This is a genomic window from Subtercola endophyticus (assembly GCF_021044565.1).
In the GTDB taxonomy this organism is placed as follows: domain Bacteria; phylum Actinomycetota; class Actinomycetes; order Actinomycetales; family Microbacteriaceae; genus Subtercola; species Subtercola endophyticus.
Genome location: NZ_CP087997.1, coordinates 130,266 through 157,172 on the forward strand (window position 1 = coordinate 130,266; position 26,907 = coordinate 157,172).

Here is a 26,907-nt window from a genome sequence, read left to right on the forward strand (position 1 = left end):
AGTGACCGAAAAAACCACTACCACGCCCAACGCCACCACGCCCGTGACCGTGACGGCGAAGTACGTCGTGCTCGACATCGAGGGCACCACGAGTGCCGCCGGGTTCATCCTCGGCGACCTCTACGATTACGCGCGGCCCCGGCTCGCGGGCTGGCTCGACGAGCACGCGGGCGACCCGGCGATCGCCGAGGCTCGAACCCAGGTCATCCAGGATGCCCGGCTCGCGCCTGACGCATCGACCGCCGAGATCGTGGCGGTCATGCACAACTGGATGGCGAACGACGTCAAGGCGACTCCGCTCAAGACCGTGCAGGGTCAGATCTGGGCCGACGGCTTCGCGCGCGACGAGATCAGCTCGGACTTCTTCGACGACGTGATTCCGAAGCTGGAGGCCTGGCACGCGGCCGGAGTCGGTCTCGCCGTGTTCTCATCGGGATCGGTGGCGTCGCAGGTGCCGTGGTTCCGGCACTCGCCGGGCGGCGACCTCACTCCGCTCATCACCGACTTCTTCGACACCGTGAGCGCGGGCCCGAAGAAGGTCGCCTCGTCGTACGACACGATCGCCGCCTCGCTGGGCGCGACGCCCGCCGAGCTGGTGTTCTTCACCGACAACCCGGGCGAGGTGACGGCGGCGCTCGAGGCCGGTTGGGCTGTGGTGGCGTTCTCGCGCGAAGGCGAACCGTTCTTCGGCGCCGACTTCGGCGCGGCACCCGTGGTGTCGTCGTTCGACGAGGTCGAGGTGCTGCCGGCATGAGCGGCCACATGTTCAGCGTGCTGCCCGTGTCTGAGCCGATCATCCGTGAGGCGGGTGCCGCGCTGGCTGCCGAGTCTGCGCGTTTCGCTGCACGCGGGTGGATGCCCGGCACCGCCGGTAATCTCTCTGTGACGCTCGCTCGTGAGCCGCTGCGCTTGGCCGTCACCGCGTCAGGACTCGACAAAGGCGAGCTGACGCCCGACGATGTCGTGGTCGTGGACGAATCCGGTTCGTGGGTCGCCGAGGCGGGCTGGCCCAAGCAGCGCCCCTCGGCAGAGGCCGGCCTGCACGCCCGCATAGCCGCCGTGACCGGCGCTGGAGCGGTCATTCACGTGCACGCGCTCGCGGCGGTTCGGGCGGGTCACGCCTGGCCCGCCGGGGTCGAGTTGCACGACCTCGAGATGCTCAAAGGCATCGGGCACAGCGCGCACGGCGAGCTCGTGACGATTCCGGTCGTGAACAATCACCAAGACATGCAGGTGCTCGGCGACGACTTCGAGCGCGTCTATCGGGCGCCCTCTGAGGGTGTGGCCGAGGTTCCTGCGCTGATCGTCGCGGCCCACGGCATCTACGCCTGGGGCGCCGACCTGCGCCAGGCGCGCTGGCACCTCGAGCTCACGGAGGCCCTGCTCCAGATCGCCCTCGCCACTCGCTGACCCTGGCCGCTCCCGCCCCCGACTTGGCTTTGCTCCGACTCGGTCCGCTCCCGCGCCGCCCTCCCGACGCGGCTTGCCCCGACTCGATCCGTCCTCGCCTCAGCCGCTTTGCGCAGAAGCACCCATAGCCGCGCTTTTGGGTGCTTGTGCGCAAAACGGAGGGGGGAGCGAGGGGAGCGAGGGCAGCGAGAGGGAGTGGGGAGGGTTGCGGAGGAGGGGAGGCCAGGCGGGGAGGGTTGCGGAGGAGGGGAGGCCAGGCGGGGAGGGTTGCGGAGGCGGGGAGCCTAGGCGGGGGTGGGCGTCGCGGCGGCGTGCAGGAGGGTCGCGGATTCGGACGAGAGCGCGGTCGCGGAGGCGGCGCGCAGGCGGCTGGTCGCCAGAGCGCGGCCGGCGTGCAGCACGCCGCGAACGGCGCCTTCACGGGCATCCGGTGGCAGCGTCTCGATGTCGCTCGCCTTGGCGAAGCCGACCATGCGGCGAATGGCCTTCGCGCCGGCGAACACGGCGGCGTCGGTGCGGATGCCCGCGAGCAGTTCGTCGAGAAAACCGTCGCCCCAGACGCGGGGGTCGGTGCGCCGCGGCCACAGCGCACGGTACTCGGCCTCGAACGCCGAGAGAAGCGCTGAGGGCAGGGTCAGCAGCACCGCGGCCCGATCGGGCGCGCCCAGCGCTTCGGCGCGAGCCGCCGCGATGACGAAGTTGGCCCACAGCGCTCCGAGGTCGAAACCGGTCGGGCCGACGAATCCGAATTCGCTGTCGAAGGCGCGCACCGAGGCCGGGGAGTCGGCGGTGGCCGGGCGCACGAACACCGATCCGGTGTGCAGATCGCCGTGGATGAGCGACTGTGCCGCCGTCATGAACCGGTACTTGGCCAGCCCCATCTCGTGCACCAGCTCGGTGTCGCCTTGGATCGCGTGCAGATCGGGCTGGTTGGCCGGCAGCACCGCGTTGTGCGGGTGATCGATGTAGGGCTCGGTGAACACGAGATCTTCGGTGATCTCGCACAGTTCGGGGTTCACAGCCTCGGCGAGCAGAAGCTTGTGCTCGATCCCCCCGAGTCCGATCGGCGACGTGGCGAAGGCCGTGCGGGCAACGTACCTGCCCAGCTCGGCGGCGGCGTACTCGTGCGTGCGCCCGCTGTTGAGTTCGTTGCGCCACACCTCGTGATCGCTGAGGTTCTCGATGGCCAGAACATAGTGCTCGGGGTCGAAGTCGTAGAGCGCCGGCACGTGCGAGGCATCGGCGGCTCCGTGCCGAGCGAGCACCGTCGCCTCACGCGCCGAGCGTTCGCGTGTCATCGGCCACGACGGATCGGTGCGCACATGGGGCAGCGACTGCTTGAGCACCAGCGAGGCGCCCGAGTCGTCTTCGATGATGAACACGAGGTTGAGGTTGCCGTCGCCCACCTCGCGAATCGACCGGATGCCCGCCGCATCGATGAGCGACGAAAGCGCCGGGCGGCTCGCCAGGTAGGCGACGACGCTGTCTGGGGTGAGTTGTGAGAAGTCGGTCATGGATGCAGTTTCAGCTCGAGGAGGTGGTCGATCCGGCCGTGACGACTGTACGCCGCCGTGAGAAGGTGAAGCTGAACAGCAGAGCGATCAACAGCACGATTCCCTTACCGAAGTCCTGAAAATAGTACGGCAGGCCGAGCATCGTGAACCCGGTCACCATCACCGCGATCAGCACCGCGCCGAGGGCGGTGCCCCACGCGTTCGGCCGGCCGATGCCGAGCACAGAGACACCGACGAGAGCGACGGCGACGGCATCCAGCAGCAGCGAGTTGCCCGCGGTGACGTCGCCCTGCCCGATGCGGGCCGCCAGCAGCAGCCCGGCGATCGAGGCGAGGAGCCCACAGCCCATGTAGGCGGCGGTGCGGTACCACTGCACCCGGATGCCGGCGAGCCGTGCGGCCTCGGAGTTCGTGCCGACGGCGAACAGGGCGCGCCCCCAGCGGGTGCGCTCGAGCAAGAACCACAGGGCGAGGGTGATCAGAAAGAAGATGATGACCGGCACCGGAACCGGCCCGACATCGCCGTGATCGAGCCAGAGAAAGTCGCTGGTGAACTTGCCCGGCGCGGTCTCGCCGTTCGAGAGGGTCATCTGCGACGAGATCGACTGCCCGTTCACGATGATGAGCTTGAGCCCGACGATCACGAACATCGTCGTCAGGGTGGCGAGCAGGTCGGGGATGCGCGCGACCACGATCAAGAACGCGTTGAAGGCACCGATCAGCAGCCCGCAGACCAGCACCACCGTGATGGCGACGCCGCCCTGCTGGTTCGCTACCACCATGGTCCAGGCGGCGATCGACACGGCGAACCCGGCGGAGGCACCCACAGAGAGGTCGATTCCGCCCACCGTCATGGCGAGCATCACGCCGAGCCCCGCGATGGCTGTCGGGGCGATGAACTTGAGCATTCCGAAGACGTTGTCGACGGTTCGAAAGCTCGGTTCGGTGATGGCGAAAAACACGATGAGTGCCACCGTCACGGCGACGAAGCCCCACTTGACCACGAACGCGGCCGTCTTCTCGCCGGCGCTCGAGGTGCGAGTGGCCGCGGGGGCGCTAGTCATTGGGAGGGTCCTTCCACAGCGGATGATCGGGGGTTCGTCTTGGTTTCGGGGCTCGTGCGCGGGCCAGGGCCGGTGCCGGTGCCCGACGCTCCGACGGGCCTTGCGGCTGCGCCCGCCGCGCCGGCGCTCGCGACAGGCTGAGCGGCCCCCAAGAACGCGGCGACGACCTGGTTACGATCGACTTCGTCGGCATAGGCGTCGAGTTCGATGACGCCGCCGACCAGAACGATGATGCGGTCTGCGACCTCGAAGATCTCGTCGACGTCGCTCGAGAGCACGACCGCCGCCGCGCCCGCAGCGGCGCTCTCGGCGAGCCGGGTGCCGATCTCGCGGCGTGCGGCGATGTCGACGCCGCGGAACGGTTCGTCGAGAATGGCCAGCCGGGGGTCGGCCGACAGCCAGCGGCCGACGACGGTCTTCTGCTGGTTTCCACCCGAGAGGTCGTCGATAAGAGCATCCGCACCGCCCGTGACCACGTGCAGGGTGGTGATCACCGAATCGGCGCGGTTCGTCTCGAGCCGCTTGCGAAGCACCCCGAACACGCTCGACTGCGACAAGAACGGCACGGTGATGTTCTGCACCACCGACCACCCGGGCAAAATGCCCTGGCGCTCGCGGTCTTCGGGCACGAGAACGACGCCCGCGCTAATGGCGTCGCCGGGGCGCCGCGGGGCGTACGGTTCGCCGCCGAGGCTGAGCGTGCCGCTGAGCGGAGTTGCGAGGCCGCCGAGCAACTCGGCTATTTCGCTCTTGCCCGCACCGATGAGCCCCAGCACGCCGACGACCTCGCCGGCCCTGATCTGCAGATCGATGGGCGCCGACTCGGCGAAGAGCGTGACGTTCGACAGTCGAGCGACTTCGACAGTGCCGCGATGGGTGTCGCCGCGATCGTGCTGAAGGTCGGCGGCGCGGCCGAGCATGTCGTGCAGAATCTCGGTCCAGGCGAAGGGTCTGACGGTGTCGCTCTGCACGATTCCGTCGCGCAAGACGACCACGCGGTCGGCCAGGGCCTCGATCTCGCCGAAGCGGTGCGAGACGTAGATGATCGAAAGTCCGGATGCCCGCAGCGCCCTCAAGACGGCGAACAGCCGTTCCGCCTCCGCCGCCGTCAGCGCAGAGGTGGGTTCATCGAGGATGAGCAGGCGGGGCGTGCCGCGCAGTGCGCGGGCGAGGATGAGCAGCTGGGCATCCGAGATGGCCAGGCGTGCGGCATCCTGATTCAGCAGCCGGTCGGGCCAGTCGAGGCCGAGCACAGCGAGGGCGGCTCGGGCATCGGCGAGCTGCTGTTTGCGGCCGCGCAGAATGTGCCGTGAGGCCTGTGCCAGGTCGTCGAGAGTGAGGTTCTCGGCCACGCTCAGCCCGGGCACGATTCCGTCGGCGACTTTCTGGTGCACCGCCGAGATGCCGCGCTGGCGCGCCAAAACGGGCGACGAGAGATGCACGGCGTCGCCGCCGATCGAGATGGTTCCCGAGTAGCGCGAGTTGGCGCCGGAGAGTGCCTTGATGAGCGTCGACTTGCCGGCCCCGTTCGCGCCGAGCAGAGCGGTGATCTCGCCGGGCGCGAAGTCGAGCGAGATATCGGTCAGCACCCGGTTCGAGCCGTACGCGACCGAGACTCCGCTCAGTGATACGACGGCGCCAGGGGATTCGACGGCACGGGGGGTTTCGACGGCACTGGGGGATTCGACGGCACCGAGGGGCGCGACGGAAGCGTCGCGCCCCTCGGGCGATGGTGCAGAATCAAACGTCATCCGGAGACCGCGGGCAGCCAATCTGCGACGAGGGTCGTGTCGAGTTTCAGCTTCGGTTCGGCCACACGCAGCTGCGACACGTTGGTGACCGAGTTGTCGGCGAGGAACTTCTGCGTGATGGTGACGGCCGGAAACTGCTCGCTCGTTGCGTTCAGCTGGCCAGCGAGTTGCAGCGCCAGGGTGCGTACGACGCCGGCGCCGACGGCGGCCGGGTCGGTGGCCGAGGTGGCGACCCAGGGGCTGCCGTCTGCGGTCATCACCTGCAGGTCGGCGTTGGAGATGTCGATGCCGTACACCTTCACTTTCGACTGCAGGTTGTTCTGGATGACGGCCTGAACCGCGCCCTTGGTGATTTCATCGTACGGGGCGAAGATCGCCTGCACGTCGGGGTTCTGCTTGAGCGCAGCGTCGACCAGGGGGATGTTGTCGGTCGCGGTCGATTCCGTGACCTCACCGGTCGAGAAGACGACGTCGAGCTTGTGATCGGCGACGACCTGGTTCCAGACCTTGGCGCGGGCATCCAGCGGAGCGAAGCCGGTAGCCGAGACGTAGCCGACCTTCGCGCCGTCGCCGACGTCGGAGATGAGCTGGTCGAGAACACCCTGGGCCATCGACGCGTCGGACTGGCTCGTGGTGATAACGCCGGTGGCGTCGGTGAGCGCGAGGTCGTAGGTGACGACGGGAATCTTGTCGGCGATGGCCTCGGTGATCAGCGGCTGCAGCGTGTCGGTCTGGCCGTGGTCGACGATGATGGCGTCGGGCTTCGAGGCGATGGCCTGCTCGAGGTCGCTGGCCTGCTTGGCGTTGTCGTTGCGTGCATCGGTAACGGTGAGGTCGATGTTCGCGGCCTTGGCCTGCGCGGCGGCGCCGGCGCCCCACGCCTCGAAGAAGTCGCCCGCACCGCTCTGGCGAACCAGGGCGACCTTGACGGGTGCGCCGTTGAACGGCGATGGCAACGGTGCCGTAGCGGTGGCGGCCGAGGTCGACGTGCTGGCGGCAGTGCTGGTGCCGCCCTGCGAGCACGCGGTGAGGGCGAGCAGCGCGGCGGCTGCCGCGGCGGCGACGAGCGGGGCTCGACGAATGATGGCCATGAAGGCTCCTTGAGGTGACTGCGGGATGCTGGGGCGCGGGAGTGCGGGTGCTGTGATGCGTTGACTATTCAACGTGCCCGCGAAGCCCTCGCCCAATTGTGTGTCGTTGTATTACTCGATTGCTTGTTTTTCGTCAGATGAGCGGAAATGTGAGCCATCGGCGCGGCAGTAGACCTTCGCAGCGGAATACGATTGATGCATGACCCTGCTGACTGTGTGGAGCACCACAGACCCCTCGACCCCCGAAATTCAGACTCGCGACGCAGACACGATTCGCGACATTCTCGCCGGCCTCGGCGCGCGCTTCAGCCGCTGGGAGGTCAAGCCGCTCTCCGACCATCCGACCCAAGACGAAGTGCTGTCGTTGTACGCCGACGAGATTGCCGCGGTGAACGCCGAACAGGGCTACTCGCTCGTCGACGTGCTCACGATCATCCGCGAAGACACCGACGAGTACCGCGAAACGGCGGCGACCGGGCGTCAGAAGTTTCTGAACGAGCACCAGCACGACGACGACGAAGACCGCTTCTTCGCCCACGGCAGCGGGGTCTTCTACCTCAATGTCGACGGCAAGGTGCACGCGGTGTTCTGTGAGGCGGGCGACGTCATCTCGGTGCCGGCGAACACGACGCACTGGTTCGACATGGGCACGAGCCCCGAGTACGTCTCGGTGCGCTTCTTTCACGACGACGACGGCTGGGTGGGCAACTTCACCGGCAGCGACGTCTCGTCGAGCTTCGCAACGTACGACGAACTCGCCAACGTGAGCGTGTGACTCGGCTGTAGCCGTCTGGCTCAGCTGTAGCCGCTGGGGGTCGGGAAGTCGCCGCGCAGGGCGCGGTCGCCGACCTCCTGCGCCTTGTACGCCACTGGGTCGTGCAGCGTGATGGTTCGAGCGTTACGCCAGAACCGATCGAAGCCGTACGAGGTCGAGGTCGCCCGGGCGCCGGTCAGCTCGAAGACGCGTGACGTCACCTCGAGCACGGCCTTGGTCGTGAAGACCTTGGCGGCCGCGATCTCGACGGCCGCTTCGCCGCGCTCGTCGTCGGTGAGCTGCCAGCCGCGTTCTGCCGCCTTCACGAAGGCATTCGTGGCCGACCAGGTGACGGCATCCGCTGCCCGCGTGAGCGACGTCAGTTCGCCGGTCAGCTCGCGGATGAACGGGTCGTCGACGGCCGTCTGCACCCCGCTCGTCGACCACGGTTTGGTGGTTGTTCGCACGTAGCCGGCCGCAGCGGCGAGAGCACCCTCCGCGAGGCCCACGTGCACGTGTTCGAGCGCCACCTGGAACAGCAGAATCGAGAGCGACGAATACGGGTGGTACCGCGGCCCCTCTTGGCCGCCGAAGCCGAGCACCTGCGACGACGGCACGAAGGCGCCGTCGAACGTCACTGACCCCGAGGCTGACAGGCGCTGGCCCATGCTGTTCCAGTCGTCGTGGTGCAGCACGCCCTCTGCTCGGCCGTCGACGACGATGGCGAGCTTCTCGCCGGTGTCGGTGCGCGTGCCACTCGCGGTGATCTTGTCGGCGACCTGGGCACCCGTGGCGAAGAACTTTCGCCCGCGTGCGAGAAAGCCGCCCTCGACGGGCTCGAGGGCGAGGTTCGAGTCTCGCGGGTTGCCGGCCCCACCCCAGAACCAGTGCTGCGTGGCGAGGCCGCGCTGCAGTTCGGCGATGGCCGACGTGTTCTCGTTCAGCTCGATGCGCCAGGAGTTCACGAAGTGGTAGGCGAAGACGTGCCCGAGGCCGCCGTCGGCGCGGATGATCGGTCGCAGCACCTCGAACACCGTCGGCCAGTCGAAGCCTCCGCCGCCCAGCTCGGCGGGCACGACCGCCGGCAGCAGGCCCGTCGCACGCACGGCTTCGACTTCGGCGAACGGCGCGCTGCCTTCACGGTCTCGTTCCGCGGCGACGGCAGAGAACTGCTCGGCCAACTCTGCGGTTGCCTGAGCGGCTGACGCGGCTGAGGTGATGACGAACGGCGGTGTTTCGGGCACGGCGAGGGACTCCAGATGAATTCGGGGTGAGAAGAGCATCTCCAGTTTCTCATCTCGATAGGAAAGCGACATATACTCAATCAATGGCAATTGGGGGTCGAACGGTGGAGGCAACGAACGTGCAGAGGGCAATGAACGCAAAGAACATCGGCAGCACGCCGAAAAAGACGAAACGAACCCCGTTTTCGTCGTACGTGGGGGCGCAGTTCGACGACTCGGAGGTGGAGCTCGACACGAAAGACGTCGCTTTGCTGCGCGAGCTGGCTTCAGACTCGCGGCAGTCGCAGCGTGCGTTGAGCCGAAAGGTGGGAATGTCGCCCCCGGCGGTCGCCGAGCGGCTCGCCCGCTTCGAGCGCACGGGCGTCGTCAAGCAGTACTCGGTGGCCATCGACTGGTCGAAGCTGGGGCTCGGTGTGGTTGCTGTTGTCAATCTCACGCTGCGGCCGGGGCAAGACCGGCAGACCGTGCTCGACGCGCTGACCGAGATGGTCGAGCTCGAGCAGCTCACCGTCGTTACCGGCCGCTTCGACCTGATGGCCCGCTTTCGAGTGTGCGACCAGGGTCATCTGCGCGAGCTGATTCTCGACCGGGTGCCCTCTCTGCCCGGTGTGCTCAGAACCGAGACCCTGCTCGGTCTTGGTACCCTCGACACCAGCGACTTCGCGTCACGAATGTTCGAGACGTTTCTCGACGAGCGGCCGGTCGCAGCGGCGAACTGAGTCGGCGGCCTGCCGGCGTGCCGCGAGGCCAGCTGGCAGAACGAACGACGGCAGACGAGCGAGGTGCGGGTGTGGCGGGTATCGAGGGTGCGCCCGTTCGGGTGCGATTCGATCTCGCCTACGACGGAACCGCCTTCTCGGGTTGGGCTCGTCAACCGGGCCTGCGCACCGTGCAGGGTGAACTCGAGCGGGCGCTGAGCGGGCTCTACTCGAGCCTCGGCTCGATGCCGAACCTAGTCGTGGCGGGCAGAACAGATGCGGGTGTGCACGCCCGTGGCCAGGTGGTGCATCTTGATCTGACCGCCGAGCAGGTGTCGAAGATCGAGGTGAGCCGCATCGCTCTCAGCGTGAACGGAATGCTGGGCTCATCCACCGACATCGTGGTGCGCAAGACGAGCCGGGCCGATCCGGGGTTCGATGCGCGGTTCTCGGCGCTCTGGCGTCGGTACGAGTACCGCATCGCCGACACCCTGCTCGCGCGCAATCCGCTCACCCGGTACAGCACGGCGTGGACCACCAAGCCGCTCGACCTGGTCGCTATGCAGATCGCGTCGAACGAGCTGGTCGGCCTGCACGACTGGGGGGCCTTCTGCAAGCCGCGACCGTTCGCCACGACCATCCGCACTCTGCAGCACTTCGTGTGGCGGCGCGACGACGAAGGCGTCGTCTCGGCCTCGGTTCGGGCAGACGCGTTCTGCCACAGCATGGTGCGTGCGCTGGTCGGGGCCGTCGTCGCCGTCGGGGAGGGCAGGCTGAGCGTGGCGGAGGTCATCGAGCTGCGCGAGGCGCTCGAGCGCACCAGCGCCTTCAAGGTGATGCCGGCACGGGGTCTGACGCTGATGGAGGTCGGGTATCCGGATGCCGCGGGCCTCGCCCGCCGCGCAGAAGAGACCCGCGCGCGACGGTCACGGGCCCAACTGGCGGCAGGGCCCGAAATAGGCTAGTCTCGTTCTTTGGTGTGCATCAGCTTATCTGTGCCACCCGAAGTTGAGCCCTCCACGGGTGCGTTCTCGATCATCGATCGCGTAGAACAGCCACGGAGCGGGATTCACGAACACCTCATTTCGACAAGAAAGCACTATTACTGTGACGCGTACCTATTCCCCTAAGGCGAGCGAACTCGTTCGCAACTGGGTCATCATCGATGCGACTGACGTCGTGCTGGGCCGTCTGGCCAGCCACGCCGCAATCATTCTGCGTGGCAAGAACAAGCCCACGTTCAGCCCGCACCTCGACGGTGGCGACTTCGTCGTCATCATCAACGCCGAGAAGGTCGCCCTGACCGGCTCGAAGGCCCTGCAGAAGAAGGCCTACCGCCACTCCGGTTACCCGGGAGGCCTGTCGGCCGTCACGTACGCCGAGCTGCTGGAGAAGAACCCGACCCGCGCCGTCGAAAAGGCGATCCGCGGCATGCTGCCCAAGAACTCGATCGGCCGTGCTCAGCTGACCAAGCTCAAGGTGTACGCCGGTGCCGAGCACCCGCACGCTGCGCAGCAGCCCGTTCCTTACACCTTCGACCAGGTCGCGCAGTAGCGCCCGCCGGTCAAACCTTCTACAGACTTTAGAAAAGGATTCGTAACCAAAGTGGCGAAGATCGCAGATCAGATTGACGTGGCTCCCGAGAGCTACTCGACCGAAACCCCCACCGTCGAGACCCCGAAGGCTGCTCGCCCCGTGCTGAGCGTCGGCGGTGCGGCCGTCGGCCGTCGCAAGCAGGCCATCGCCCGCGTGCGCCTCGTTCCCGGCGCCGGCACCATCGTGGTGAACGGCCGCGAGTTCGAGAACTTCTTTCCGAACAAGCTGCACCAGCAGCTCATCAACGACCCGTTCAAGCTGCTCGACCTGCTCGGCAGCTACGACGTCATCGCCAAGATCTCGGGTGGCGGCCCCTCGGGCCAGGCCGGTGCGCTTCGCCTCGGCATCGCCCGTGCGCTGAACGAGATCGACGAAGAGAACAACCGCGCGACGCTGAAGAAGGCCGGCTTCCTGAGCCGCGACGCCCGCGTGAAAGAGCGTAAGAAGGCCGGTCTCAAGAAGGCCCGTAAGGCTCCTCAGTTCTCCAAGCGCTAATCGCCTCGCGCGTTTAGACTCCACGTATGGCTCGCCTTTTCGGCACCGACGGCGTGCGTGGGCTCGCGAACAGGGATGTGACTGCAGACCTGGCTCTTCGTGTAGCCCAAGCCGCCGCTGTGGTGCTCGGTGCCCCGGCACGTGCAGCCGGCCGCCGACCGATCGCGGTTCTCGCCAGAGACCCGCGTACCTCCGGAGACTTCATCTCCGCAGCGGTCGCGGCCGGCTTCGCCAGTTCCGGGGTCGATGTTTATGACGCGGGTGTCATCCCGACTCCCGCGGCCGCGTATCTCGTGGCCGATTTCGGTGCCGACTTCGGCTGCATGATCTCGGCCTCGCACAACCCTGCGCCCGATAACGGCATCAAGTTCTTCGCGCGCGCCGGCAAGAAGCTCGACGACGAGATCGAAGAGCAGATCGAAGCCGCACTCGAAGAGCCGTTCTTGGTTCCACTCGGCGCGGAGGTGGGGCGCATCCGTCGTTTCTCCGACGCCGAAGACCGGTACGTCGTGCACCTGCTCGGCACGCTGCCGCATTCGCTCGAGGGCATTCACGTCGTGCTCGACTGCGCTCACGGTGCTGCGGCGGGCGTTTCGCCCGAGGTCTTCACGGTCGCCGGCGCCACCGTCACGGTGATGGGCAACGACCCCGACGGCGCGAACATCAATGACGGCGTGGGCTCGACGCACATGCAGACCCTCATCGACACGGTCGTCGAACTCGGTGCCGACGTGGGTATCGCGCACGATGGCGATGCCGATCGGTGCCTCGCAGTCGATCACACGGGTACCGTCGTCGACGGCGACCAGATCATGGCGATTCTCGCCACGGCACTGGATGCCCGGGGTGAACTCAAAGACCGTACGCTCGTCGCCACGGTGATGAGCAATCTCGGCCTGCATGTTGCCATGGCTGCGCAGGGCATCCGCATGCTCGAAACGCGCGTTGGAGACCGCTACGTGCTCGAGGCGATCAACGCCCACGGCTACAATCTCGGCGGCGAACAGTCCGGTCACATCATCTTCGGCGACTACGCCACCACGGGTGACGGCATTCTGACCGGCCTGCAGCTCGTGAGTCACATGGCCGCCACGGGCAAGTCGCTCGCCGAGCTCGCCTCGGTGATGACGGTGTATCCGCAGATTCTGATCAACGTCGCCGGGGTCGACCGAGAGGCCGTCGCCACCGACACGGTGCTCGCCGAAGCCGTCGCGGCTGCCGAAGAAGAACTCGGTGAAAGCGGGCGGGTTCTGCTCAGACCATCCGGAACCGAGCCGTTGGTTCGCGTCATGGTCGAGGCAGCAGACCAGCACACCGCCGACCGCATCGCCGAGCGCCTCGCCGATGTCGTGCGCTCGCGCCTCGCCCTCACTCCCGCCGCGGGCTAGAGTTTGCGCAGCAAGACGCGTTTGACCGCGTGGTTGGAGCCTTTGCGCAGCACGAGAGTGGCGCGCGAACGGGTCGGCAAGATGTTCTCGACCAGGTTCGGCTGGTTGATGGATGCCCAGATCGAGGCCGCGGTCGACCGGGCTTCTTCTTCGGTCAGGCTTGCATAGCGGTGAAAGTACGAGCTGGGGTTTGCGAACGCGCCGCGCTGCAGCTTCAAGAAGCGTTCCTGGTACCAGTGCGCGATGTCGCTGGTGCGGGCGTCGACATAGACCGTGAAGTCGAAGAGGTCGCTCACGGCCAGTCGGTGCCCGGGTGCCGGCGGCTGCAGCACGTTCAGGCCTTCGACGATGAGAATGTCGGGCTGGCGCACCACGATCTGGGCGTCTCTGATGATGTCGTAACTGAGGTGTGAGTAAAAAGGTGCCCGCACTTCTGGCGCACCGCTCTTCACCTCGCTCACGAAACGCAGGAGCGCCCTGCGGTCGTAACTCTCCGGAAAACCTTTGCGGTCCATGAGGCCGCGCCGCGCCAGTTCGGCGTTCGGCAGCAGAAAGCCGTCGGTCGTGACGAGTTCGACGCGGGGAGTGTCTTCCCAGCGCGCGAGCAGCTCACGCAGCAGACGGGCGATGGTCGACTTGCCCACGGCGACGGATCCGGCGACCCCGATGACGAACGGCGTGCTGCGGGCCTTCTCACCCAGAAAGTCGCTGGTCGAGCGGTGCAGGTTCTGGTACCCCGCGGCGTAGAGGTTGAGCAGCCGGCTCAGCGGCAGGTAGACCTCGGCGACCTCGGTCATATCGAGCGGCTCGCCGAGCCCGCGAAGTTGTACGATTTCGGTTTCGAGGAGGGGATGCGGCGTGGCGGGCGCAAGAGCGGCCCACTCCGCGCGGTCGATTTCGACAAAAGGGGTGGTCTGGCCCCCCGACGCCGTCGCCCCCGAATCACTCATTGCGTACCATTCTGCCGTACCCGCGAGGGCTCCTACGCCGCGCCGTGCGCCGGTCGTTCAGGTTGGCCCCTGTAAAATCGCTGGTATGTGCGGAATTGTGGGCTATGTCGGACGACCCCAGAGCCTGGAGGTTCTGCTGGGCGGCCTACGCCGCCTCGAGTACCGCGGGTACGACTCGGCGGGAGTCGCCATCATCACCGAAGAGGGTGAACTGGTGACGCGTAAGCGTGCCGGCAAGCTCGCGGTGCTGGTCGACGACCTCAAGAACGAAGCGTTGCAGAACGGCTCCACGGGCATCGGGCACACCCGCTGGGCTACGCACGGTGGCCCGACCGACGGAAACGCGCATCCGCATCTCAGCCGTGACGGCAAGCTCGCGGTCATCCACAACGGCATTATCGAGAACTTCGCCGAGCTGAAGAACGAGCTGCTGGCCAAGGGTTACACCTTCGAGAGCGAGACCGACACCGAGGTCGCCGCGAAGCTGATGGGCGAAGAGTATGACGTGGGCGACGGGCTCAGCGCGGCGCTCGCCCGAGTGGTGGTGCGCCTCGAGGGTGCGTTCACCTTGCTCGCGCTGCACAAAGACGAGCCCGGCATCGTGGTCGGCGCCCGCCGCAACTCGCCGCTGGTGATCGGCCTCGGCGACGGCGAGAACTTTCTCGGCTCCGACGTCGCGGCGTTCGTCGAGCACACCCAACGGGCCATGGCCATCGGGCAAGACCAGATCGTCACGATCACCCCCGATTCGGTCACCGTGACCGACTTCTTCGGCACCGAGGTGCCGACCAGCGAATTCCATGTGTCGTGGGATGCGAAGGCCGCCGAAAAGGGCGGGTGGTCGAGCTTCATGGCCAAAGAGATCAGCGAGCAGCCCGAGGCCGTGGCCAACACACTTCGCACTCGCATCGTGGAGGGTTCGGTGTCGCTGCCCGATCTCGGCGATCTCGGTCAGCACCTGGCCGACGTCGATCGGGTCATCATCATCGCCTGCGGCACCGCGAGTTACTCGGGAATGCTCGGCAAGTACGCCATCGAGAAGTGGGCGCGTATTCCGGTCGAGGTGCAGTTGTCGCACGAGTTCCGGTACAGCGATCCGATTCTCGACGCGAAGACGCTCGTCGTCTCGATCAGCCAGTCGGGCGAGACCATGGATACCCTGATGGCCGTCAAGTACGCCATCGAGGCCGGCGCCAAGACGCTGTCGATCTGCAACACCCAGGGTGCGACCATCGCCCGAGAGTCGGATGCGGTGATCTACACGCACGCCGGCCCCGAGGTCGCGGTTGCGTCGACCAAGGCGTTCGTCGCGCAGATCGCGGCGCTCTACCTCTTCGGGCTGCACCTCGCTGCAGTGCGCGAAACGCTGTCGCCCGCAGAGATTCGCGGTGCGCTCGCCGAGCTCAGTGCGATTCCGGCCAAGATCGAGAAGGTCTTGAAGACCTCCACCCGCATTCGCGAGCTGGCGAAGTGGATGAGCGATACCCGCGCCGTGCTCTTCTTGGGCCGGCACGTGGGGTACCCGGTTGCGCTCGAGGGAGCGTTGAAGCTCAAAGAGCTGGCGTACATCCACGCCGAAGGCTTTGCGGCAGGGGAGCTCAAGCACGGCCCGATCGCGCTGATCGAGCCGGGGCAGCCCGTTTTCGTGGTGGTGCCGAGCCCCCGCGACCCGAACTCGCTGCACGCGAAGGTGGTGTCGAACATCCAGGAGATCCGGGCCCGCGGAGCGCGCATTCTGGCCGTCGCCGAGCAGGGTGACGCGGCTGTGCTGCCGTTCGCCGACGAGGTGATTCCGATTCCGCTGGCCGGGCCGTTGTTCGAGCCGCTTCTCGCAGTGGTGCCGTTGCAGATCTTCGCCATGGAGTTGGCGACCGCGAAGGGCCTCGACGTCGACCAGCCGCGCAACCTGGCCAAATCGGTGACGGTCGAGTAGTGCCGAGCGAGAAGTGGCCGCTGCCGCGTCGTGCGGAGCGACCGTGATCGTGGGGGTGGGCGTCGACATTGTCGACGTGCCGCGTTTTCAGCGTGTCGTGAAGCGCACGCCCGCACTCGTCGAGCGCCTGTTCGCTGTGGGCGAACGCGGGCTTTCGCTGCGTTCTCTAGCCGCCCGATTCGCTGCAAAAGAGGCGCTCATCAAGGCTGTCGGTGACTCCACGGGGTTTCGCTGGCACGACATGGAGATCGTCACAAACGAGCACGGACGCCCGTCGTTCTTGCTGGTCGGCGCGGCGGCGGAGAGCGTGGCCGCCCACGGAATCACGATCTTGCACCTCTCGCTGAGCCACGACGGTGATTCGGCGTGCGCCTTCGTGGTCGCCGAGGGCCCCGGCGAGGTGCATCGGCACGCCGGTGGCGCGGATGCGGCTGCGGATGCTCGTGCGGATGCCCGGGGTGACGCGTGACGAATCAGCCGTTCCGCTCGGCCACCATCGACCTCGCGGCCATTCGCAACAACGTCGGAGTGGTGAAGAAACTCGTCGGCGAGACCGAAGTGATGGCCGTCGTGAAGGCCAACGGGTACGGGCACGGCGCGGTCGAAGTGGCGCGCGCGGCGCTCGAAGCCGGCGCGACGTGGCTCGGAGTGGCCGATGTTGATGAGGCTCTAGCGCTGCGGTCCGCCGGTCTGCAGGCTCCGATTCTGGCGTGGCTGCACGACCCGACCGCGTCGTTCGACGCCGCCGTGCGCAACGGCATCGACGTCGGGGTCAGCAGCGTGGCCCAACTCGAGGCCGTCGCGGTGGCGGCCGACGCGCTGAACCGTGCGGGGCGCGTGCACATCAAGGTCGACACGGGGCTCGGGCGCAACGGCGCCGAGCCTTCAGCCTGGCGCGCTGTGTTCGAGCGCGCCGCCGAGCTACAGGGAGAGGGTCGCCTCGAGGTGGTCGGGCTCTTCAGCCACCTCTCGAACGCGAACGACGACGAAGACCGCGCGCAACTGCAGCAGTTCGACGAGGCGGTCGACCTGGCGGCGTCGGTCGGGGTGGTGCCGCCGATCATCCATCTCGCCGCGACGGCCGCCACGTTCAGGCTGCCCGAGACGAGGCTCTCGATGGTGCGCCTCGGAATAGGGATGTACGGGCTGTCGCCGTTCGACGACGTGACGTCGGCCGAGCTGGGGCTGATTCCGGCGATGCGGCTCGAGGGTCGCGTCATCGCGGTGAAGCGAGTGCCGGCCGACAGCGCTGTGTCGTACGGGTACACCTATCGCACCGCAGGCGCGAGCACGCTCGCGTTGGTGGGGCTGGGCTACGCCGACGGAATTCCGCGGCTCGGGTCGAACCGCGCGCCGGTGCTGATCAATGGTCAGCGCTATCGGGTGTCGGGGCGCATCGCGATGGATCAGTTCGTGGCCGATGTGCACGACGGCGAGGTGGCGGTGGGCGATCAGGTGGTGTTGTTCGGTGACCCTGCTGCCGGGCATCCGGCCGTCGAGGAGTGGGCCGAGGCCGCCGAGACGATCAACTACGAGGTCGTCACGCGCATCGGGCAGCGGTTCAAGCGGCGGTACACCTCGTGAGCGACAAAATCTTCGCCGCGAGTTCTGGCGCCGCGCCGCCGCGGCAGGCGCTGATCAACCTCGACGCTTTTCGGCATAACGTGCGGGTGCTGAGCTCGCTCGCGGCCCCTGCGGAGACCATGCTCGCGGTCAAGGCCGACGCCTATGGGCACGGCATGGTGCGGTTGGCCTACGCCGCGCTCGAGGCGGGCGCGACATCGCTGGCCGTGCTCGATATTCCGGCGGCGCTGGTGCTGCGGAAGGCGGGCGTCACAGCCCCGATCTTCGCGTGGATGCACGCGCCCGACGCCGATTTCGGCGCCGCCGCGGAGTCCGACATCGACCTCGGCATCTCGGCGGAATGGCAGATCGAGGCCATCGCTGCAGCCCGGGACGTGGATGGCCGGGCATCCGGTGCCCGTGCCTTCACTCCGCCGCGCATCCACCTGAAGATCGACACCGGGCTGCACCGCAACGGAGCCAGCGTCGAGCAGTGGCCGGGGCTCGTGCGTGCGGCTCTCGCGGCAGACGCGGCCGGCTCGGTTCGGCTGTATGCGGCGTGGTCGCACCTTGCCGACGCCTCGCCCGCCGACGACGCGGTCGCCCTGGGCGAACTGCACGCGGCGGTTGCCGTCGCCGAGGGGCTCGGCGCCCGGTTCGAGCGGGTGCATCTAGCGGCGAGCTCGGCGGGGATCCGCATGCCTGAAGCGCGCCTCGGCATGGTGCGATTCGGTATCGCGGCCTACGGGGTGACGCCCTTCGACGACGAGAGCGCGCTCGAGTTGGGTCTGCGACCGGTGATGACGCTCGTCGCGCCGGTCGTCTCGGTCAAGCGCGTGCCGGCCGGGCACGGCGTGTCATACGGGTTCGACTACCGCACCTCGCGGCCGTCGACCCTCGTGCTGGTGCCGCTCGGCTACGCCGACGGGATACCGCGTGCCGCAAATGGGCACGGCGCCCAGGTGTGGATCGGCGGCCGTCGATACCCCGTCGCGGGGCGCATCGCCATGGATCAGTTCATCGTCGACGTCGGTGACGCCGACGTTCAGCTGGGCGACGAGGTCGTCGTCTTCGGCGAGGGGCGGATGCCCGGGGGGCCGCTGCCCGGAGGGTCGCTCGTCGACAGCGGTGCCAGTGCTGCCTCAGTTGAGCAGGCCCCGAGCACCGCCGAGCCGGCGACGGTGGTGCCCGGGTCGCGGCAGAGCATCCCGACCGCCGAAGAATGGGCGGGCTGGGCTCGCACTATCGGCGACGAGATCGTCTCGCGGGTCGGGCCACGTGTGCCTCGCGTCTACGTCACCGACGAGTCGCTCGCCGCGTCGGCCACCGATGGGAGCGGTGGCAACCGCATCGTTTCGGCACATCCGCGCCCGTTCGAAGGGGTGCACATCGGGCAATCAGGCGCGGATGCTCCCGGCGGTGCCGATGCCGACGGCATAGGAGCGGAAGTCGCGGGCGGCACCGTTTCGGGCGTGCTCGGTGACGCGCAGGGCGCAGTTCACGGCGACGTGCACGGCGCAGACGACGGCCCCGTTGAGACGTGGGTCATCGGCGACCCCGAGGCGATGGGCGCGCTCGGCGAGCAGTTCGCGGGGCGGCTGGGCGCGGGCGACGTGCTGGTGCTGACCGGCGAACTCGGGGCGGGAAAGACGACGTTCACGCGGGGGCTGGGCGCCGGGCTCGGGGTGCGCGGCTCGGTGACGAGCCCGACGTTCGTGCTGGCGCGAACACATCCGAATGCCGCGACCGGCGTTCCGCTCGTGCACGTCGACGCCTATCGGCTCGACGGTGCCGCCCAACTCGACGATCTCGATATCGACTTCGCCTCCTCGATCGTGGTGGTCGAGTGGGGCGCCGGAATGATCGAGGCGATCGTCGACGACTACCTCGAGCTGGTGATCGAGCGCCCGCGTGGCGCCGGCGGGAGTACCGACGCCGTCTCGCTGGGCGACGGCGCTGCGGAGGGCGAAGAAACCCCCGCTGCGACGATCAGCGAGGGCGCGTCAACCGATGCCGCTGCCGACGCCGATGTGGCCGGCGCCGACTCCGAATCATCCGCCGACTCCGCCGAAGACCTCGACGAGCCCGTCGAGCCGCGTCTCGTGTCGCTCTACCGGCGTTCTCGGCGTTCGCGACGCGCCGACGCAGAAGGAGCGACAGATGTCTGATCGCCGCGAACTCTTTCTCGCCATCGACACATCGGCCGGCACGAGTGTCGCCGTCGTCGACGCCGAGCACGGTGTGCTCAGTGAAGCGAACGGCTACGACACGATGAAACACGCCGAAGTCATCGGCCGGCTGATCGAGCAGGCTCTCGCCGAGGCATCCGTCTCGGCCGGCGACATCACCGCGGTGGTTGCCGGTATGGGCCCGGGGCCGTTCACCGGCCTGCGGGTCGGTATCGCCGCCGCCCATGCCTTCGCGACCGGCCGCGGCATCGAGGTGCTGCCTGTGGTCAGCCACGACGCCGTGGCGCGCGTGGCGCAGCACGACGGTCACCGCGGCGAGCTGCTGGTCGTCTCGGATGCCCGCCGCCGCGAGGTCTACTGGTCGCTCTACACGCTGCCCGAGGCCACCGAGGCCACCGAGGCCACCGCGTCCGCCGCGGCCACCGCGGCTTCGGTGCCCGATTCCACCCCCGCACAGCCCGCCATCGCGCCTTCCGCCCCCGTGCGCCTCGACGGCCCCGGCCTCGCGAAACCGGATGCCCTGCCGCACCCGCACGCCGCGAAACTCGACGCGGCGCACGTCTCGGCTGCCGCACTCGGCCTCGTGGCGGCCGACCTGCGCCGCAGCGGAGCCGCCTTCGCCGACGACCGTGCGCTCTACCTCCGCTCGCCCGACGTCACCCTCTCGACCGGAGCCAAGCGGGTGACCCAGCGATGACCGACGCTCTGGACTGCGTCATGCGCGTCGCCGGGCCGGCTGATCTCGACGCCATCATGGCGCTCGAGACGGCTACCTTCGAAAACGACGCCTGGAGCCCGGCGATGATGCGCTCCGATCTGGAGCTGCGCCACACCTACTACCTCGTGGCCGAGCGGGCCGAGCATCCATCGGCCGCCCTGCTGGGTTACGCGGGGCTGCTCAGCCCGCGGGGCGCGGCCGATGCTGACATTCAGACGATCGCTGTGGCTCCGGATGCCCGGGGGCAGGGCCTCGGCCGAAAGCTCATGCAGGCGCTCATCGCCGAGGCCGCCCGGCGCGGCGCACGGCGCGTTTTTCTCGAGGTTCGGGCCGACAACCCCGGGGCGCAGCACCTCTACCGAACGCTCGGATTCACCGACATCGGCGTGCGGCGCGGCTACTACCAGCCCGACAACGTCGACGCAGTAGTGATGCGCCTCGACCTGGCCGGCTCGAACGCCGCCGGTTCGAACGCCGCCGGCTCGAACGCAGCCGGCTCGAACACTTTGGGCCTGACCCGCCACCCGAACCAGCCGGAGGCCGGCGCATGAACGTGAACGCTCCCGTGGTGCTCGGCATCGAAACATCCTGCGACGAGACGGGCATCGGCATCGTGCGCGGCAGCACGCTGCTGGCCAACGCCATCGCTTCGTCGATGGACGAGCATGCGCGGTACGGGGGAGTGGTGCCCGAAATCGCGGCGCGTGCGCACCTCGAGGCGCTGACCCCGACCATCCACGCCGCCCTCGCCGAGGCTCAGCTCACGTTCGACGACATCGACGCGATCGCCGTGACGAGCGGGCCGGGTCTCTCGGGAGCGCTGATGGTGGGTGTCGCGGCGGCGAAAGGGCTGGCGCTCGCGACCGGCAAGCCGCTGTACGCGGTCAATCACCTCGTCGGGCATGTCGGGGTCGACCTCGTGACGCCCGACTCCGAGCCGCTGGAGTACCCGACCATCGCGCTGCTCGTGTCGGGCGGGCACACCTCGCTGTTGTACGTGCGTGACCTCGTCGGCGACGTCGAGCTGCTCGGCGAGACGATCGACGACGCCGCGGGGGAGGCCTTCGACAAGGTGGCGCGGGTGCTCGGCCTGCCCTACCCGGGCGGTCCGCACATCGATCGGGTCGCCGTGGGAGGCAATCCGAAGGCCATTCGGTTTCCGCGCGGGCTCAGCCAGCCGAAAGACATGGCCGCGCACCGCTACGACTTCTCGTTCTCGGGGCTGAAGACCTCTGTCGCGCGCTGGGTCGAGGCGCGCAGCGATCGGGGCGAAGAGATTCCGCTCGCCGATGTCGCGGCCAGCTTTCGTGAGGCCGTCGCCGACGTGCTCATCACCAAGGCGCTGGCGGCGTGTTCCGACTTCGGGGTGCCACGGCTGCTGTTCGGCGGGGGAGTCGTCGCGAACGCGCGCATCCGGTCGCTGGCCGAAGAACGCGCGGCGCTCGCCGGGGTGACGCTGCGCATTCCGCCGCTTTCGCTCTGCACCGACAACGGGGCGATGATCGCGGCACTCGGCGCGCAGCTGATCATGCGCGGTCACGGGCCATCGACGCTCGATTTCGGGGCGGACTCGACGCTGCCCGTCACGCAGATACAGGCCTGACGTTGACACCTCGTCATTGACACTGCCACTATGGGCACGACCTGAAGGAGCATCACAATGACCAGTCCTGCCCCGTACGGAGCCTCCACCGGCCCCGTCGCACCCCGCACCAATGTGCTCGCCATCGTTTCGCTGGTGGTGTCGATCGTCGGGTTCACCATCATCGGAATCATCCTCGGTTTCGTCGCGCTGAGCCAGATCAAGCGCACGGGCGAGAGCGGTCGCGGCCTGGCGCTCGCGGGCATCATCATCGGATTCGTCGAGCTCGTGCTCGGCATCATCCTCTTCGTTGTGATCATCGCGATTGCGGCGAACTCGGCGACCGTCACCACGTACTGATTCACGGCTCCCTACTGATTCACGGGTCGCTGCGCAAGTGGATGCCCGAAAAAGCCCGTTTCAGTAGGCTCGCCACAGGGAGCAGCACACCGAAGCATCGAAGCGCTCACCCACGTAACGAGGGCGCTCACGCACCGAACTAGCGGAAGGAAGGTCACCATGACCGATCCCAACACACCCACCGGAGACGGAACTCCCGAGCAAGTGCCCCTGGTGGCACCCACACCACCGGCTCCGCCCGCCGCGCCACCGGTCGCGCCCGCTCCGCCCGCGTACACGGCTCCGCCTGTGGCAGCGCCCGCTCCGCCGACGCCGCCTGCCCCGAACTACGGCGCGCCCGCCGCGCCTCAGTACGGTGCCCCGCCCGCCGCACCCGGATACGGCGCGCCCGGATACGGCGCGCCGCAATACGGTGCACCCCCCGCAGGCTATGCAGCACCGGGCACCAGGTCGCCGATTCTCAGCATCATCGGTATGGTCGCGGGCATTCTGGGCCTGCTCATCTCGCTGTTCAGCTGGGGCATCGGCGGTTTCATCTTCTCGGTAGCCGGTGTTGTGCTCGGTTTCATCGGCCGACGCAGAGAGCCGGCGGCCCGCGGATTCTGGCTCACGGCCATCATCACCGGCTTCGCCGGAATTCTGTTGTCGATCATTCTGATCATTCTGTTCGTCGTTTTCATCGTCGTCAGCGCGAATTCTTCGAACAGCTACAGCTACTGATCTGACCACTGACCACTAACACCGGCGAATGGCGCGGCGCTTCGGCTCCGCGCCATTCGCCGTCTCTGCCGATGAATTGTGTCGTGATGTGCCGCTCGGCGCGAGTGGGGCTGACGGATGTCTGCTGCCTCTCGATAGGCTCGATGAAGAGCCAGAGACCGAATACGCAGAAGGAAGGGTCATCATGACCGATCCACAGAGCCCAGCCGCCGAGGGAACCCCCGAGCAGGCGCCTCCAGCGGCCACGGTGCCGCCCGCTGCATCCGACACGCCCCCGGCGCAGCCGGCCCCCGATGTGCCGCCTACCGCCCCGCCCGCGGCACCTCCGGCGCCAACTCCTCCGGTCGCGCCGCCCGCCCCGTCGTACACCGCGCCGGTGGCGCCCGTCGCGCCGGAATACATCGCCCCCGCCACTCCCGCTGCGCCCGAGTACATCGCCCCCGCCGCTCCCGAGTACGCCGCGCCCGCTGCGCCGAGCGCCCCACCGGCTTACGCTCCGCCTGCCGCGCCGCCCGCCTACACGGCCCCTCCGGTGCCGCCCGCCCCGAACTACGCGGCCCCCGCGGCCCCATCGGCGCCCAATTACGGCGCGCCGGCTGCGCCTCCCGCCCCCGGCTACGGGGCCCCGCAGGCGCCCGGCTATGCCGCGCCACAGGCTCCGTACCCCGGCGCCCCGGCCGCACCACCCGCCCCCGGCTACGGCGCCCCGGCCGCGCCTCCCGCCCCCGGCTACGGCGCCCCGCAGGCACCGGGGTACGGAGCGCCCGCCGCGCCCGGCTACGGCGGCCCGCAGTACGGCGCACCGCCGGCCGGCTATGCGGCCCCATCTGCCGCGCGCGCACCCATCCTCAGCATCATCGGAATGGTGGCCGGCATCCTCGGCATTCTGATCTCGATCTTCAGCATCGGCGTCGGCGGGTTCATCTTCTCGATCGCCGCCATCGTGCTCGGCTTCTTCGGCCGCAGCCGAGAGGCGGCCTCGCGCGGCTTCTGGATCACCGCCATCATCACGGGCTTCGCCGGCATCGCAGTGTCGCTCATCTGGTGGATCTTCATCATCATCGCGATCGCGTCGAACGACCGCTACTCATACTGACCGCTCTCACTGACCCGCTCTCACGGGCTGCGCTCGCCGGCCGCTCTGCTCAGGGCAGGCGGTCGGCGAGAATCGCCACGTGACGGCCCTCGGCGCGCGTCACGAAGAGGGTCGCCTGCTCGGGGCCCTGCAGCGCGAGCCTCGGGCGCAGGGCGGCCGGGTCGACATCGACGCCGCGCTTCTTGATCTCGAGGCTGCCGATGCGCCGCGCGCGCAGTTCACGCTTCAGGCTGCTGACGTTGTAGGGGAACACCTCGCGCACGCGGAACGCCGAGGCGAACGGCGTCTCGACCAGCGCGTCGGCGGTGAGATAGGCGATCTGGCTCGACACCAGGTGCGCCCCGATCGTGCGCGCGAGGTCGCCGATCAGCCGCGCCCGAATCACGCTGCCGTCTGGTTCGTAGAGGTACCCGCCGAGCGGGCCCTGCTCGACGTCGTCGCTATCGGCGGCGGCGGTCAATTCGTGGCGCGTGTCGCCTCGAATCACCAGCGCGGCGCGACGGATGCCCGGGCGGGCCACCGAACCGAACCACAGGCCGGTCTCGACGACCTGCCCGTCGACCGAGATCCACTGCGCCTCGCCCGTCTCGGGCAGCAGCGCCCGGTCGAGCCCCGGACCCAGTTTCACACCCGTGGGCCGCGACCGAGCGGCCTCGAACACGAAATCCAGTGACGGGCTGAAGTCGGCGGGATCGGTGAGTCGCGCGGTGTTCGTGTGCCCCGAGGTTCGGCGGGCGGGGTCGAAGTAGAGAGCATCCACACTTTCGAGATCGAACGTCTCGGCGTCACCGTGCACAACCGTCGCCGAGGGGAACGGCGCGAGGTTGTAGGCGGCGATTGCCGCCGTGATCTCATCGCGCTCGACGGCCGTCACCTCGAGGTCGAGGGCGGCGAAGGCGAGTGCGTCAGCACCGATTCCGCAGCCGAGATCGGCGACCCGGGTGAGCCCGGCGGCCTGGAAGCGGCCAGCGTGCGCCGCCGCCACACTCAACCGCGTGGCTTGTTCGAGCCCCGACTCGGTGAAGAGCATCCGCTCGGCGAACGGGCCGAACTTCACCTTCGCTTTGGCGCGCAACCGGGCCTGGGTCATCACCGCGCCGACGAGCGCGGCCGAGTGGCCCTGCTTGCGCAGGTCTGCTACGGAGCGAAGGATGCTCGATCCGTTCGTATACGGCGGCAGCGAGTCGAGCAATCGCAGGCCCTCTGCCGTCATCAGCTGTTCGAGGTCGGTGCGCTGCATGCGGTCAGTCTACGCTGGCACTCAGGTTGACCGACTGCTAACGAAACCCCTAAACTCGAGTTAGCACTCTCAGTGTGAGTGTGCCAAAAATTTGACTTTGAACTGAAGAAAGAAGAGGTCAACAGTGTCGGTCTCCATCAAGCCGCTCGAGGATCGCATCGTTATCAAGCAGGTCGAGGCAGAAACGACCACCGCATCTGGTCTGGTCATTCCTGACACGGCGAAAGAGAAGCCGCAGGAAGGCGTCGTCGAGGCTGTCGGCCCCGGTCGTATCGACGACAACGGCAACCGCGTGCCGCTCGACGTTGCCGTCGGCGACAAGGTGCTGTACTCGAAGTACGGCGGAACCGAGGTCAAGTACGCCGGCGAAGACTACCTGGTGCTTTCGGCTCGCGACGTGCTGGCTGTTATCGTTCGATAGTGAATAGTAGAAGAAGACCCGGGCCCTCGACGCCCGGGTCTCCTTCGGTTAACGCGGCTCCTTCTAACGCAGTGCCCGGCAGCGAGAGCACGAAGATGAGGGGCACGACCGTCGGTGCGCTCTTCGCCATCGGCGCTTATCTCATCTGGGGAATTCTTCCCCTGTACTTTCTGGCTCTCGCCCCCGCTTCGGCCTTCGAGATCGTGGGCTGGCGTGTCGTGTTCTCGCTCGCCTTCTGCATCGTGCTGATCACCGTGACACGGGGCTGGCCGAGCTTGTTCGCGGTGCTGCGGCAGCCCCGACTGGTTCTCACCATGGGCGTCGCCGGCGTGCTGATCTACATCAACTGGCAGACGTACGTACTGGCCACGACCAGCGGACACGTGGTCGAAGCGTCGCTCGGCTACTTCATCAACCCCATCGTCACCATTCTGCTGGGCGTCTTTCTGCTGCACGAGCGACTGCGCCGCATGCAGTGGGTCGCCCTCGGGCTGAGCGGCATCGCTGTGGTGGTGCTCGCTGTGGGATACGGCGCAGTGCCCTGGATCTCGCTCGTGCTCGCCTTTTCGTTCGGGCTCTACGGGCTGCTGAAGAAGCAGGTCGGGCCGCGCATCGACGCGGTGAACGGGCTCACCCTCGAGTCGATGTGGCTGGTGCCGATCGTGGTGGTGCAACTCTGTGTCGTCGGAGCGACCACGGGGCTCACCTTCGGCAATATCAACGGCTGGCACACGACGGCGATGGTGGGCGCGGGTGTCATCACCGCTATTCCGTTGCTGATGTTCGCCGCGGCCGCGAAGCGACTTCCGCTGAGTTCGATGGGCTTCATCCAGTACCTCACCCCGGTGCTGCAGTTCATCATCGGAGTCGTGGTTCTGGGCGAGCCGATGCCGCCGGAACGCCTCGCGGGATTCGCGCTGGTGTGGGTCGCGCTGATCATCCTGTCGGTCGATGTGGTGCGAAACAGCCGTCACACCCGACGCTCAGCTGGATTACAAATTGCTAACGATATTCGCACGGCACACACAGAAAACACACTCGAAACATAGAAACCATAGGTTGGACCCTAATGAACGCGAGGGTGCCTCCGCCCGGGGGCTCCATGCTCGCGAGCACAATGAAAGGGTTCAC

27 protein-coding genes are annotated in these 26,907 nt (G+C 67.7%); 20 read left to right on the plus strand and 7 right to left on the minus strand.

All coding sequences use genetic code 11. From position 1 onward, the window contains the following. Nucleotide 1: 1 nt before the first annotated feature. Both mtnC and mtnB read left to right on the plus strand, forming a co-directional pair. Entirely contained in the window at nucleotides 2–754 is a 753-nt protein-coding gene (gene mtnC / locus LQ955_RS00665) for an acireductone synthase (protein WP_231026327.1), read from the plus strand. Further along, the gene (mtnB, locus tag LQ955_RS00670; protein ID WP_231026328.1) at nucleotides 751–1,410 is read left to right on the plus strand and encodes a methylthioribulose 1-phosphate dehydratase; all 660 of its coding nucleotides are present in this window, start codon (nucleotides 751–753) and stop codon (nucleotides 1,408–1,410) included. Before mtnC ends, mtnB begins: the two co-directional genes overlap by 4 nt. 284 nt (nucleotides 1,411–1,694) lie before the next feature. Here the strand turns inward: mtnB and mtnK are convergent, their stop codons facing one another. Genes mtnK through LQ955_RS00690 form a run of 4 tightly spaced genes read right to left on the minus strand, consistent with a single transcriptional unit; the run spans nucleotide 1,695 to nucleotide 6,829 of the window. Beyond that, nucleotides 1,695–2,924, minus strand: a complete 1,230-nt coding sequence (mtnK, locus tag LQ955_RS00675) for an S-methyl-5-thioribose kinase (protein ID WP_231026329.1) — start codon at nucleotides 2,922–2,924, stop codon at nucleotides 1,695–1,697. A 10-nt stretch (nucleotides 2,925–2,934) separates the two neighbouring features. Then, the gene (locus tag LQ955_RS00680; protein ID WP_231026330.1) at nucleotides 2,935–3,987 is read right to left on the minus strand and encodes an ABC transporter permease; all 1,053 of its coding nucleotides are present in this window, start codon (nucleotides 3,985–3,987) and stop codon (nucleotides 2,935–2,937) included. Beyond that, nucleotides 3,984–5,738: a sugar ABC transporter ATP-binding protein gene (locus LQ955_RS00685; RefSeq protein WP_231026331.1), complete on the minus strand. Its 1,755-nt coding sequence runs from the start codon at nucleotides 5,736–5,738 to the stop codon at nucleotides 3,984–3,986. The genes LQ955_RS00680 and LQ955_RS00685 overlap by 4 nt, the downstream gene beginning before the upstream one ends. Beyond that, a complete protein-coding gene (locus tag LQ955_RS00690) occupies nucleotides 5,735–6,829 on the minus strand; it encodes a substrate-binding domain-containing protein (protein ID WP_231026332.1) in 1,095 nt (364 codons plus the stop codon). The genes LQ955_RS00685 and LQ955_RS00690 overlap by 4 nt, the downstream gene beginning before the upstream one ends. 199 nt (nucleotides 6,830–7,028) lie before the next feature. Between LQ955_RS00690 and LQ955_RS00695 the strand changes: the two genes are divergently transcribed. Continuing rightward, nucleotides 7,029–7,604 (plus strand): 1,2-dihydroxy-3-keto-5-methylthiopentene dioxygenase, encoded by a 576-nt coding sequence (locus LQ955_RS00695; RefSeq protein WP_231026333.1) that lies wholly within the window; start codon nucleotides 7,029–7,031, stop codon nucleotides 7,602–7,604. Between the two features lie 20 nt (nucleotides 7,605–7,624). Here LQ955_RS00695 and LQ955_RS00700 read toward each other — a convergent pair whose 3' ends face one another. After that, nucleotides 7,625–8,827 (minus strand): acyl-CoA dehydrogenase family protein, encoded by a 1,203-nt coding sequence (locus LQ955_RS00700; protein ID WP_231026334.1) that lies wholly within the window; start codon nucleotides 8,825–8,827, stop codon nucleotides 7,625–7,627. A gap of 131 nt (nucleotides 8,828–8,958) precedes the next feature. Between LQ955_RS00700 and LQ955_RS00705 the strand changes: the two genes are divergently transcribed. From LQ955_RS00705 to glmM, 5 genes are all read left to right on the plus strand, one after another. After that, nucleotides 8,959–9,546 carry an Lrp/AsnC family transcriptional regulator gene (locus LQ955_RS00705; protein ID WP_231026335.1) on the plus strand — a complete coding sequence of 196 codons (588 nt, stop codon included), beginning with the start codon at nucleotides 8,959–8,961 and terminating at the stop codon, nucleotides 9,544–9,546. Nucleotides 9,547–9,617: 71 nt separating this feature from the next. Further along, nucleotides 9,618–10,490 carry a tRNA pseudouridine(38-40) synthase TruA gene (gene truA / locus LQ955_RS00710; protein ID WP_231026336.1) on the plus strand — a complete coding sequence of 291 codons (873 nt, stop codon included), beginning with the start codon at nucleotides 9,618–9,620 and terminating at the stop codon, nucleotides 10,488–10,490. Nucleotides 10,491–10,632: 142 nt separating this feature from the next. After that, nucleotides 10,633–11,079: a 50S ribosomal protein L13 gene (rplM, locus tag LQ955_RS00715; RefSeq protein WP_231026337.1), complete on the plus strand. Its 447-nt coding sequence runs from the start codon at nucleotides 10,633–10,635 to the stop codon at nucleotides 11,077–11,079. Between the two features lie 51 nt (nucleotides 11,080–11,130). Next, nucleotides 11,131–11,616 (plus strand): 30S ribosomal protein S9, encoded by a 486-nt coding sequence (gene rpsI, locus LQ955_RS00720; protein WP_231026338.1) that lies wholly within the window; start codon nucleotides 11,131–11,133, stop codon nucleotides 11,614–11,616. 26 nt (nucleotides 11,617–11,642) lie between these two features. Beyond that, nucleotides 11,643–13,004 (plus strand): phosphoglucosamine mutase, encoded by a 1,362-nt coding sequence (glmM, locus tag LQ955_RS00725; protein WP_231026339.1) that lies wholly within the window; start codon nucleotides 11,643–11,645, stop codon nucleotides 13,002–13,004. Here glmM and coaA read toward each other — a convergent pair. Beyond that, nucleotides 13,001–13,954 carry a type I pantothenate kinase gene (gene coaA / locus LQ955_RS00730; RefSeq protein ID WP_231026340.1) on the minus strand — a complete coding sequence of 318 codons (954 nt, stop codon included), beginning with the start codon at nucleotides 13,952–13,954 and terminating at the stop codon, nucleotides 13,001–13,003. The genes glmM and coaA overlap by 4 nt on opposite strands. Before the next feature lie 85 nt (nucleotides 13,955–14,039). Here coaA and glmS point away from each other — a divergent pair, with 85 nt between their 5' ends. The 10 genes from glmS to LQ955_RS00780 all read left to right on the plus strand — a co-directional run bounded on the left by glmS (nucleotide 14,040) and on the right by LQ955_RS00780 (nucleotide 24,115). Continuing rightward, nucleotides 14,040–15,887 carry a glutamine--fructose-6-phosphate transaminase (isomerizing) gene (glmS, locus tag LQ955_RS00735; protein ID WP_231026341.1) on the plus strand — a complete coding sequence of 616 codons (1,848 nt, stop codon included), beginning with the start codon at nucleotides 14,040–14,042 and terminating at the stop codon, nucleotides 15,885–15,887. Between the two features lie 13 nt (nucleotides 15,888–15,900). Beyond that, nucleotides 15,901–16,356: a holo-ACP synthase gene (locus tag LQ955_RS00740; protein WP_313788371.1), complete on the plus strand. Its 456-nt coding sequence runs from the start codon at nucleotides 15,901–15,903 to the stop codon at nucleotides 16,354–16,356. After that, nucleotides 16,353–17,471, plus strand: coding sequence for an alanine racemase (alr, locus tag LQ955_RS00745; protein WP_231026342.1), 1,119 nt, complete (start codon nucleotides 16,353–16,355; stop codon nucleotides 17,469–17,471). The genes LQ955_RS00740 and alr (LQ955_RS00745) overlap by 4 nt, the downstream gene beginning before the upstream one ends. Continuing rightward, the gene (gene alr / locus LQ955_RS00750) at nucleotides 17,468–19,618 is read left to right on the plus strand and encodes an alanine racemase (RefSeq protein WP_231026343.1); all 2,151 of its coding nucleotides are present in this window, start codon (nucleotides 17,468–17,470) and stop codon (nucleotides 19,616–19,618) included. Before alr (LQ955_RS00745) ends, alr (LQ955_RS00750) begins: the two co-directional genes overlap by 4 nt. Continuing rightward, complete coding sequence (tsaB, locus tag LQ955_RS00755) at nucleotides 19,611–20,336, plus strand: tRNA (adenosine(37)-N6)-threonylcarbamoyltransferase complex dimerization subunit type 1 TsaB (protein WP_231026344.1); 726 nt, start codon at nucleotides 19,611–19,613, stop codon at nucleotides 20,334–20,336. Before alr (LQ955_RS00750) ends, tsaB begins: the two co-directional genes overlap by 8 nt. Then, nucleotides 20,333–20,908 (plus strand): ribosomal protein S18-alanine N-acetyltransferase, encoded by a 576-nt coding sequence (rimI, locus tag LQ955_RS00760; protein WP_231026345.1) that lies wholly within the window; start codon nucleotides 20,333–20,335, stop codon nucleotides 20,906–20,908. The genes tsaB and rimI overlap by 4 nt, the downstream gene beginning before the upstream one ends. Next, nucleotides 20,905–21,960: a tRNA (adenosine(37)-N6)-threonylcarbamoyltransferase complex transferase subunit TsaD gene (tsaD, locus tag LQ955_RS00765; protein WP_231026346.1), complete on the plus strand. Its 1,056-nt coding sequence runs from the start codon at nucleotides 20,905–20,907 to the stop codon at nucleotides 21,958–21,960. Before rimI ends, tsaD begins: the two co-directional genes overlap by 4 nt. 57 nt (nucleotides 21,961–22,017) lie before the next feature. Continuing rightward, complete coding sequence (locus tag LQ955_RS00770) at nucleotides 22,018–22,299, plus strand: DUF4190 domain-containing protein (protein ID WP_231026347.1); 282 nt, start codon at nucleotides 22,018–22,020, stop codon at nucleotides 22,297–22,299. 159 nt (nucleotides 22,300–22,458) lie between these two features. Then, nucleotides 22,459–23,019 (plus strand): hypothetical protein, encoded by a 561-nt coding sequence (locus LQ955_RS00775; protein ID WP_231026348.1) that lies wholly within the window; start codon nucleotides 22,459–22,461, stop codon nucleotides 23,017–23,019. 184 nt (nucleotides 23,020–23,203) lie between these two features. Then, nucleotides 23,204–24,115, plus strand: a complete 912-nt coding sequence (locus LQ955_RS00780; protein WP_231026349.1) for a DUF4190 domain-containing protein — start codon at nucleotides 23,204–23,206, stop codon at nucleotides 24,113–24,115. A gap of 49 nt (nucleotides 24,116–24,164) precedes the next feature. On the opposite strand, the gene LQ955_RS00785 is transcribed toward LQ955_RS00780, so the two are convergent. After that, a complete protein-coding gene (locus tag LQ955_RS00785; RefSeq protein ID WP_231026350.1) occupies nucleotides 24,165–25,355 on the minus strand; it encodes a class I SAM-dependent methyltransferase in 1,191 nt (396 codons plus the stop codon). Nucleotides 25,356–25,479: 124 nt separating this feature from the next. Between LQ955_RS00785 and groES the strand changes: the two genes are divergently transcribed. Then, on the plus strand, nucleotides 25,480–25,776 hold the full coding sequence (gene groES / locus LQ955_RS00790; RefSeq protein ID WP_231026351.1) for a co-chaperone GroES: 297 nt from the start codon (nucleotides 25,480–25,482) through the stop codon (nucleotides 25,774–25,776). Between the two features lie 95 nt (nucleotides 25,777–25,871). Then, the gene (rarD, locus tag LQ955_RS00795; protein ID WP_231026352.1) at nucleotides 25,872–26,825 is read left to right on the plus strand and encodes an EamA family transporter RarD; all 954 of its coding nucleotides are present in this window, start codon (nucleotides 25,872–25,874) and stop codon (nucleotides 26,823–26,825) included. Nucleotides 26,826–26,907: the final 82 nt, after the last annotated feature.

Bases quoted from the DNA above. Each gene is read 5' to 3' on its own strand.
- mtnB (WP_231026328.1), top strand. From the start codon at position 751: ATGAGCGGCCACATGTTCAGCGTGCTGCCCGTGTCTGAGCCGATCATC.
- mtnK (WP_231026329.1), bottom strand. From the start codon at position 2,924: ATGACCGACTTCTCACAACTCACCCCAGACAGCGTCGTCGCCTACCTG.
- LQ955_RS00680 (WP_231026330.1), bottom strand. From the start codon at position 3,987: ATGACTAGCGCCCCCGCGGCCACTCGCACCTCGAGCGCCGGCGAGAAG.
- LQ955_RS00685 (WP_231026331.1), bottom strand. From the start codon at position 5,738: ATGACGTTTGATTCTGCACCATCGCCCGAGGGGCGCGACGCTTCCGTC.
- LQ955_RS00690 (WP_231026332.1), bottom strand. From the start codon at position 6,829: ATGGCCATCATTCGTCGAGCCCCGCTCGTCGCCGCCGCGGCAGCCGCC.
- LQ955_RS00695 (WP_231026333.1), top strand. From the start codon at position 7,029: ATGACCCTGCTGACTGTGTGGAGCACCACAGACCCCTCGACCCCCGAA.
- LQ955_RS00705 (WP_231026335.1), top strand. From the start codon at position 8,959: ATGAACGCAAAGAACATCGGCAGCACGCCGAAAAAGACGAAACGAACC.
- glmM (WP_231026339.1), top strand. From the start codon at position 11,643: ATGGCTCGCCTTTTCGGCACCGACGGCGTGCGTGGGCTCGCGAACAGG.
- coaA (WP_231026340.1), bottom strand. From the start codon at position 13,954: ATGAGTGATTCGGGGGCGACGGCGTCGGGGGGCCAGACCACCCCTTTT.
- glmS (WP_231026341.1), top strand. From the start codon at position 14,040: ATGTGCGGAATTGTGGGCTATGTCGGACGACCCCAGAGCCTGGAGGTT.
- tsaB (WP_231026344.1), top strand. From the start codon at position 19,611: ATGTCTGATCGCCGCGAACTCTTTCTCGCCATCGACACATCGGCCGGC.
- rimI (WP_231026345.1), top strand. From the start codon at position 20,333: ATGACCGACGCTCTGGACTGCGTCATGCGCGTCGCCGGGCCGGCTGAT.
- tsaD (WP_231026346.1), top strand. From the start codon at position 20,905: ATGAACGTGAACGCTCCCGTGGTGCTCGGCATCGAAACATCCTGCGAC.
- LQ955_RS00770 (WP_231026347.1), top strand. From the start codon at position 22,018: ATGACCAGTCCTGCCCCGTACGGAGCCTCCACCGGCCCCGTCGCACCC.
- LQ955_RS00775 (WP_231026348.1), top strand. From the start codon at position 22,459: ATGACCGATCCCAACACACCCACCGGAGACGGAACTCCCGAGCAAGTG.
- LQ955_RS00780 (WP_231026349.1), top strand. From the start codon at position 23,204: ATGACCGATCCACAGAGCCCAGCCGCCGAGGGAACCCCCGAGCAGGCG.
- LQ955_RS00785 (WP_231026350.1), bottom strand. From the start codon at position 25,355: ATGCAGCGCACCGACCTCGAACAGCTGATGACGGCAGAGGGCCTGCGA.
- rarD (WP_231026352.1), top strand. From the start codon at position 25,872: ATGAGGGGCACGACCGTCGGTGCGCTCTTCGCCATCGGCGCTTATCTC.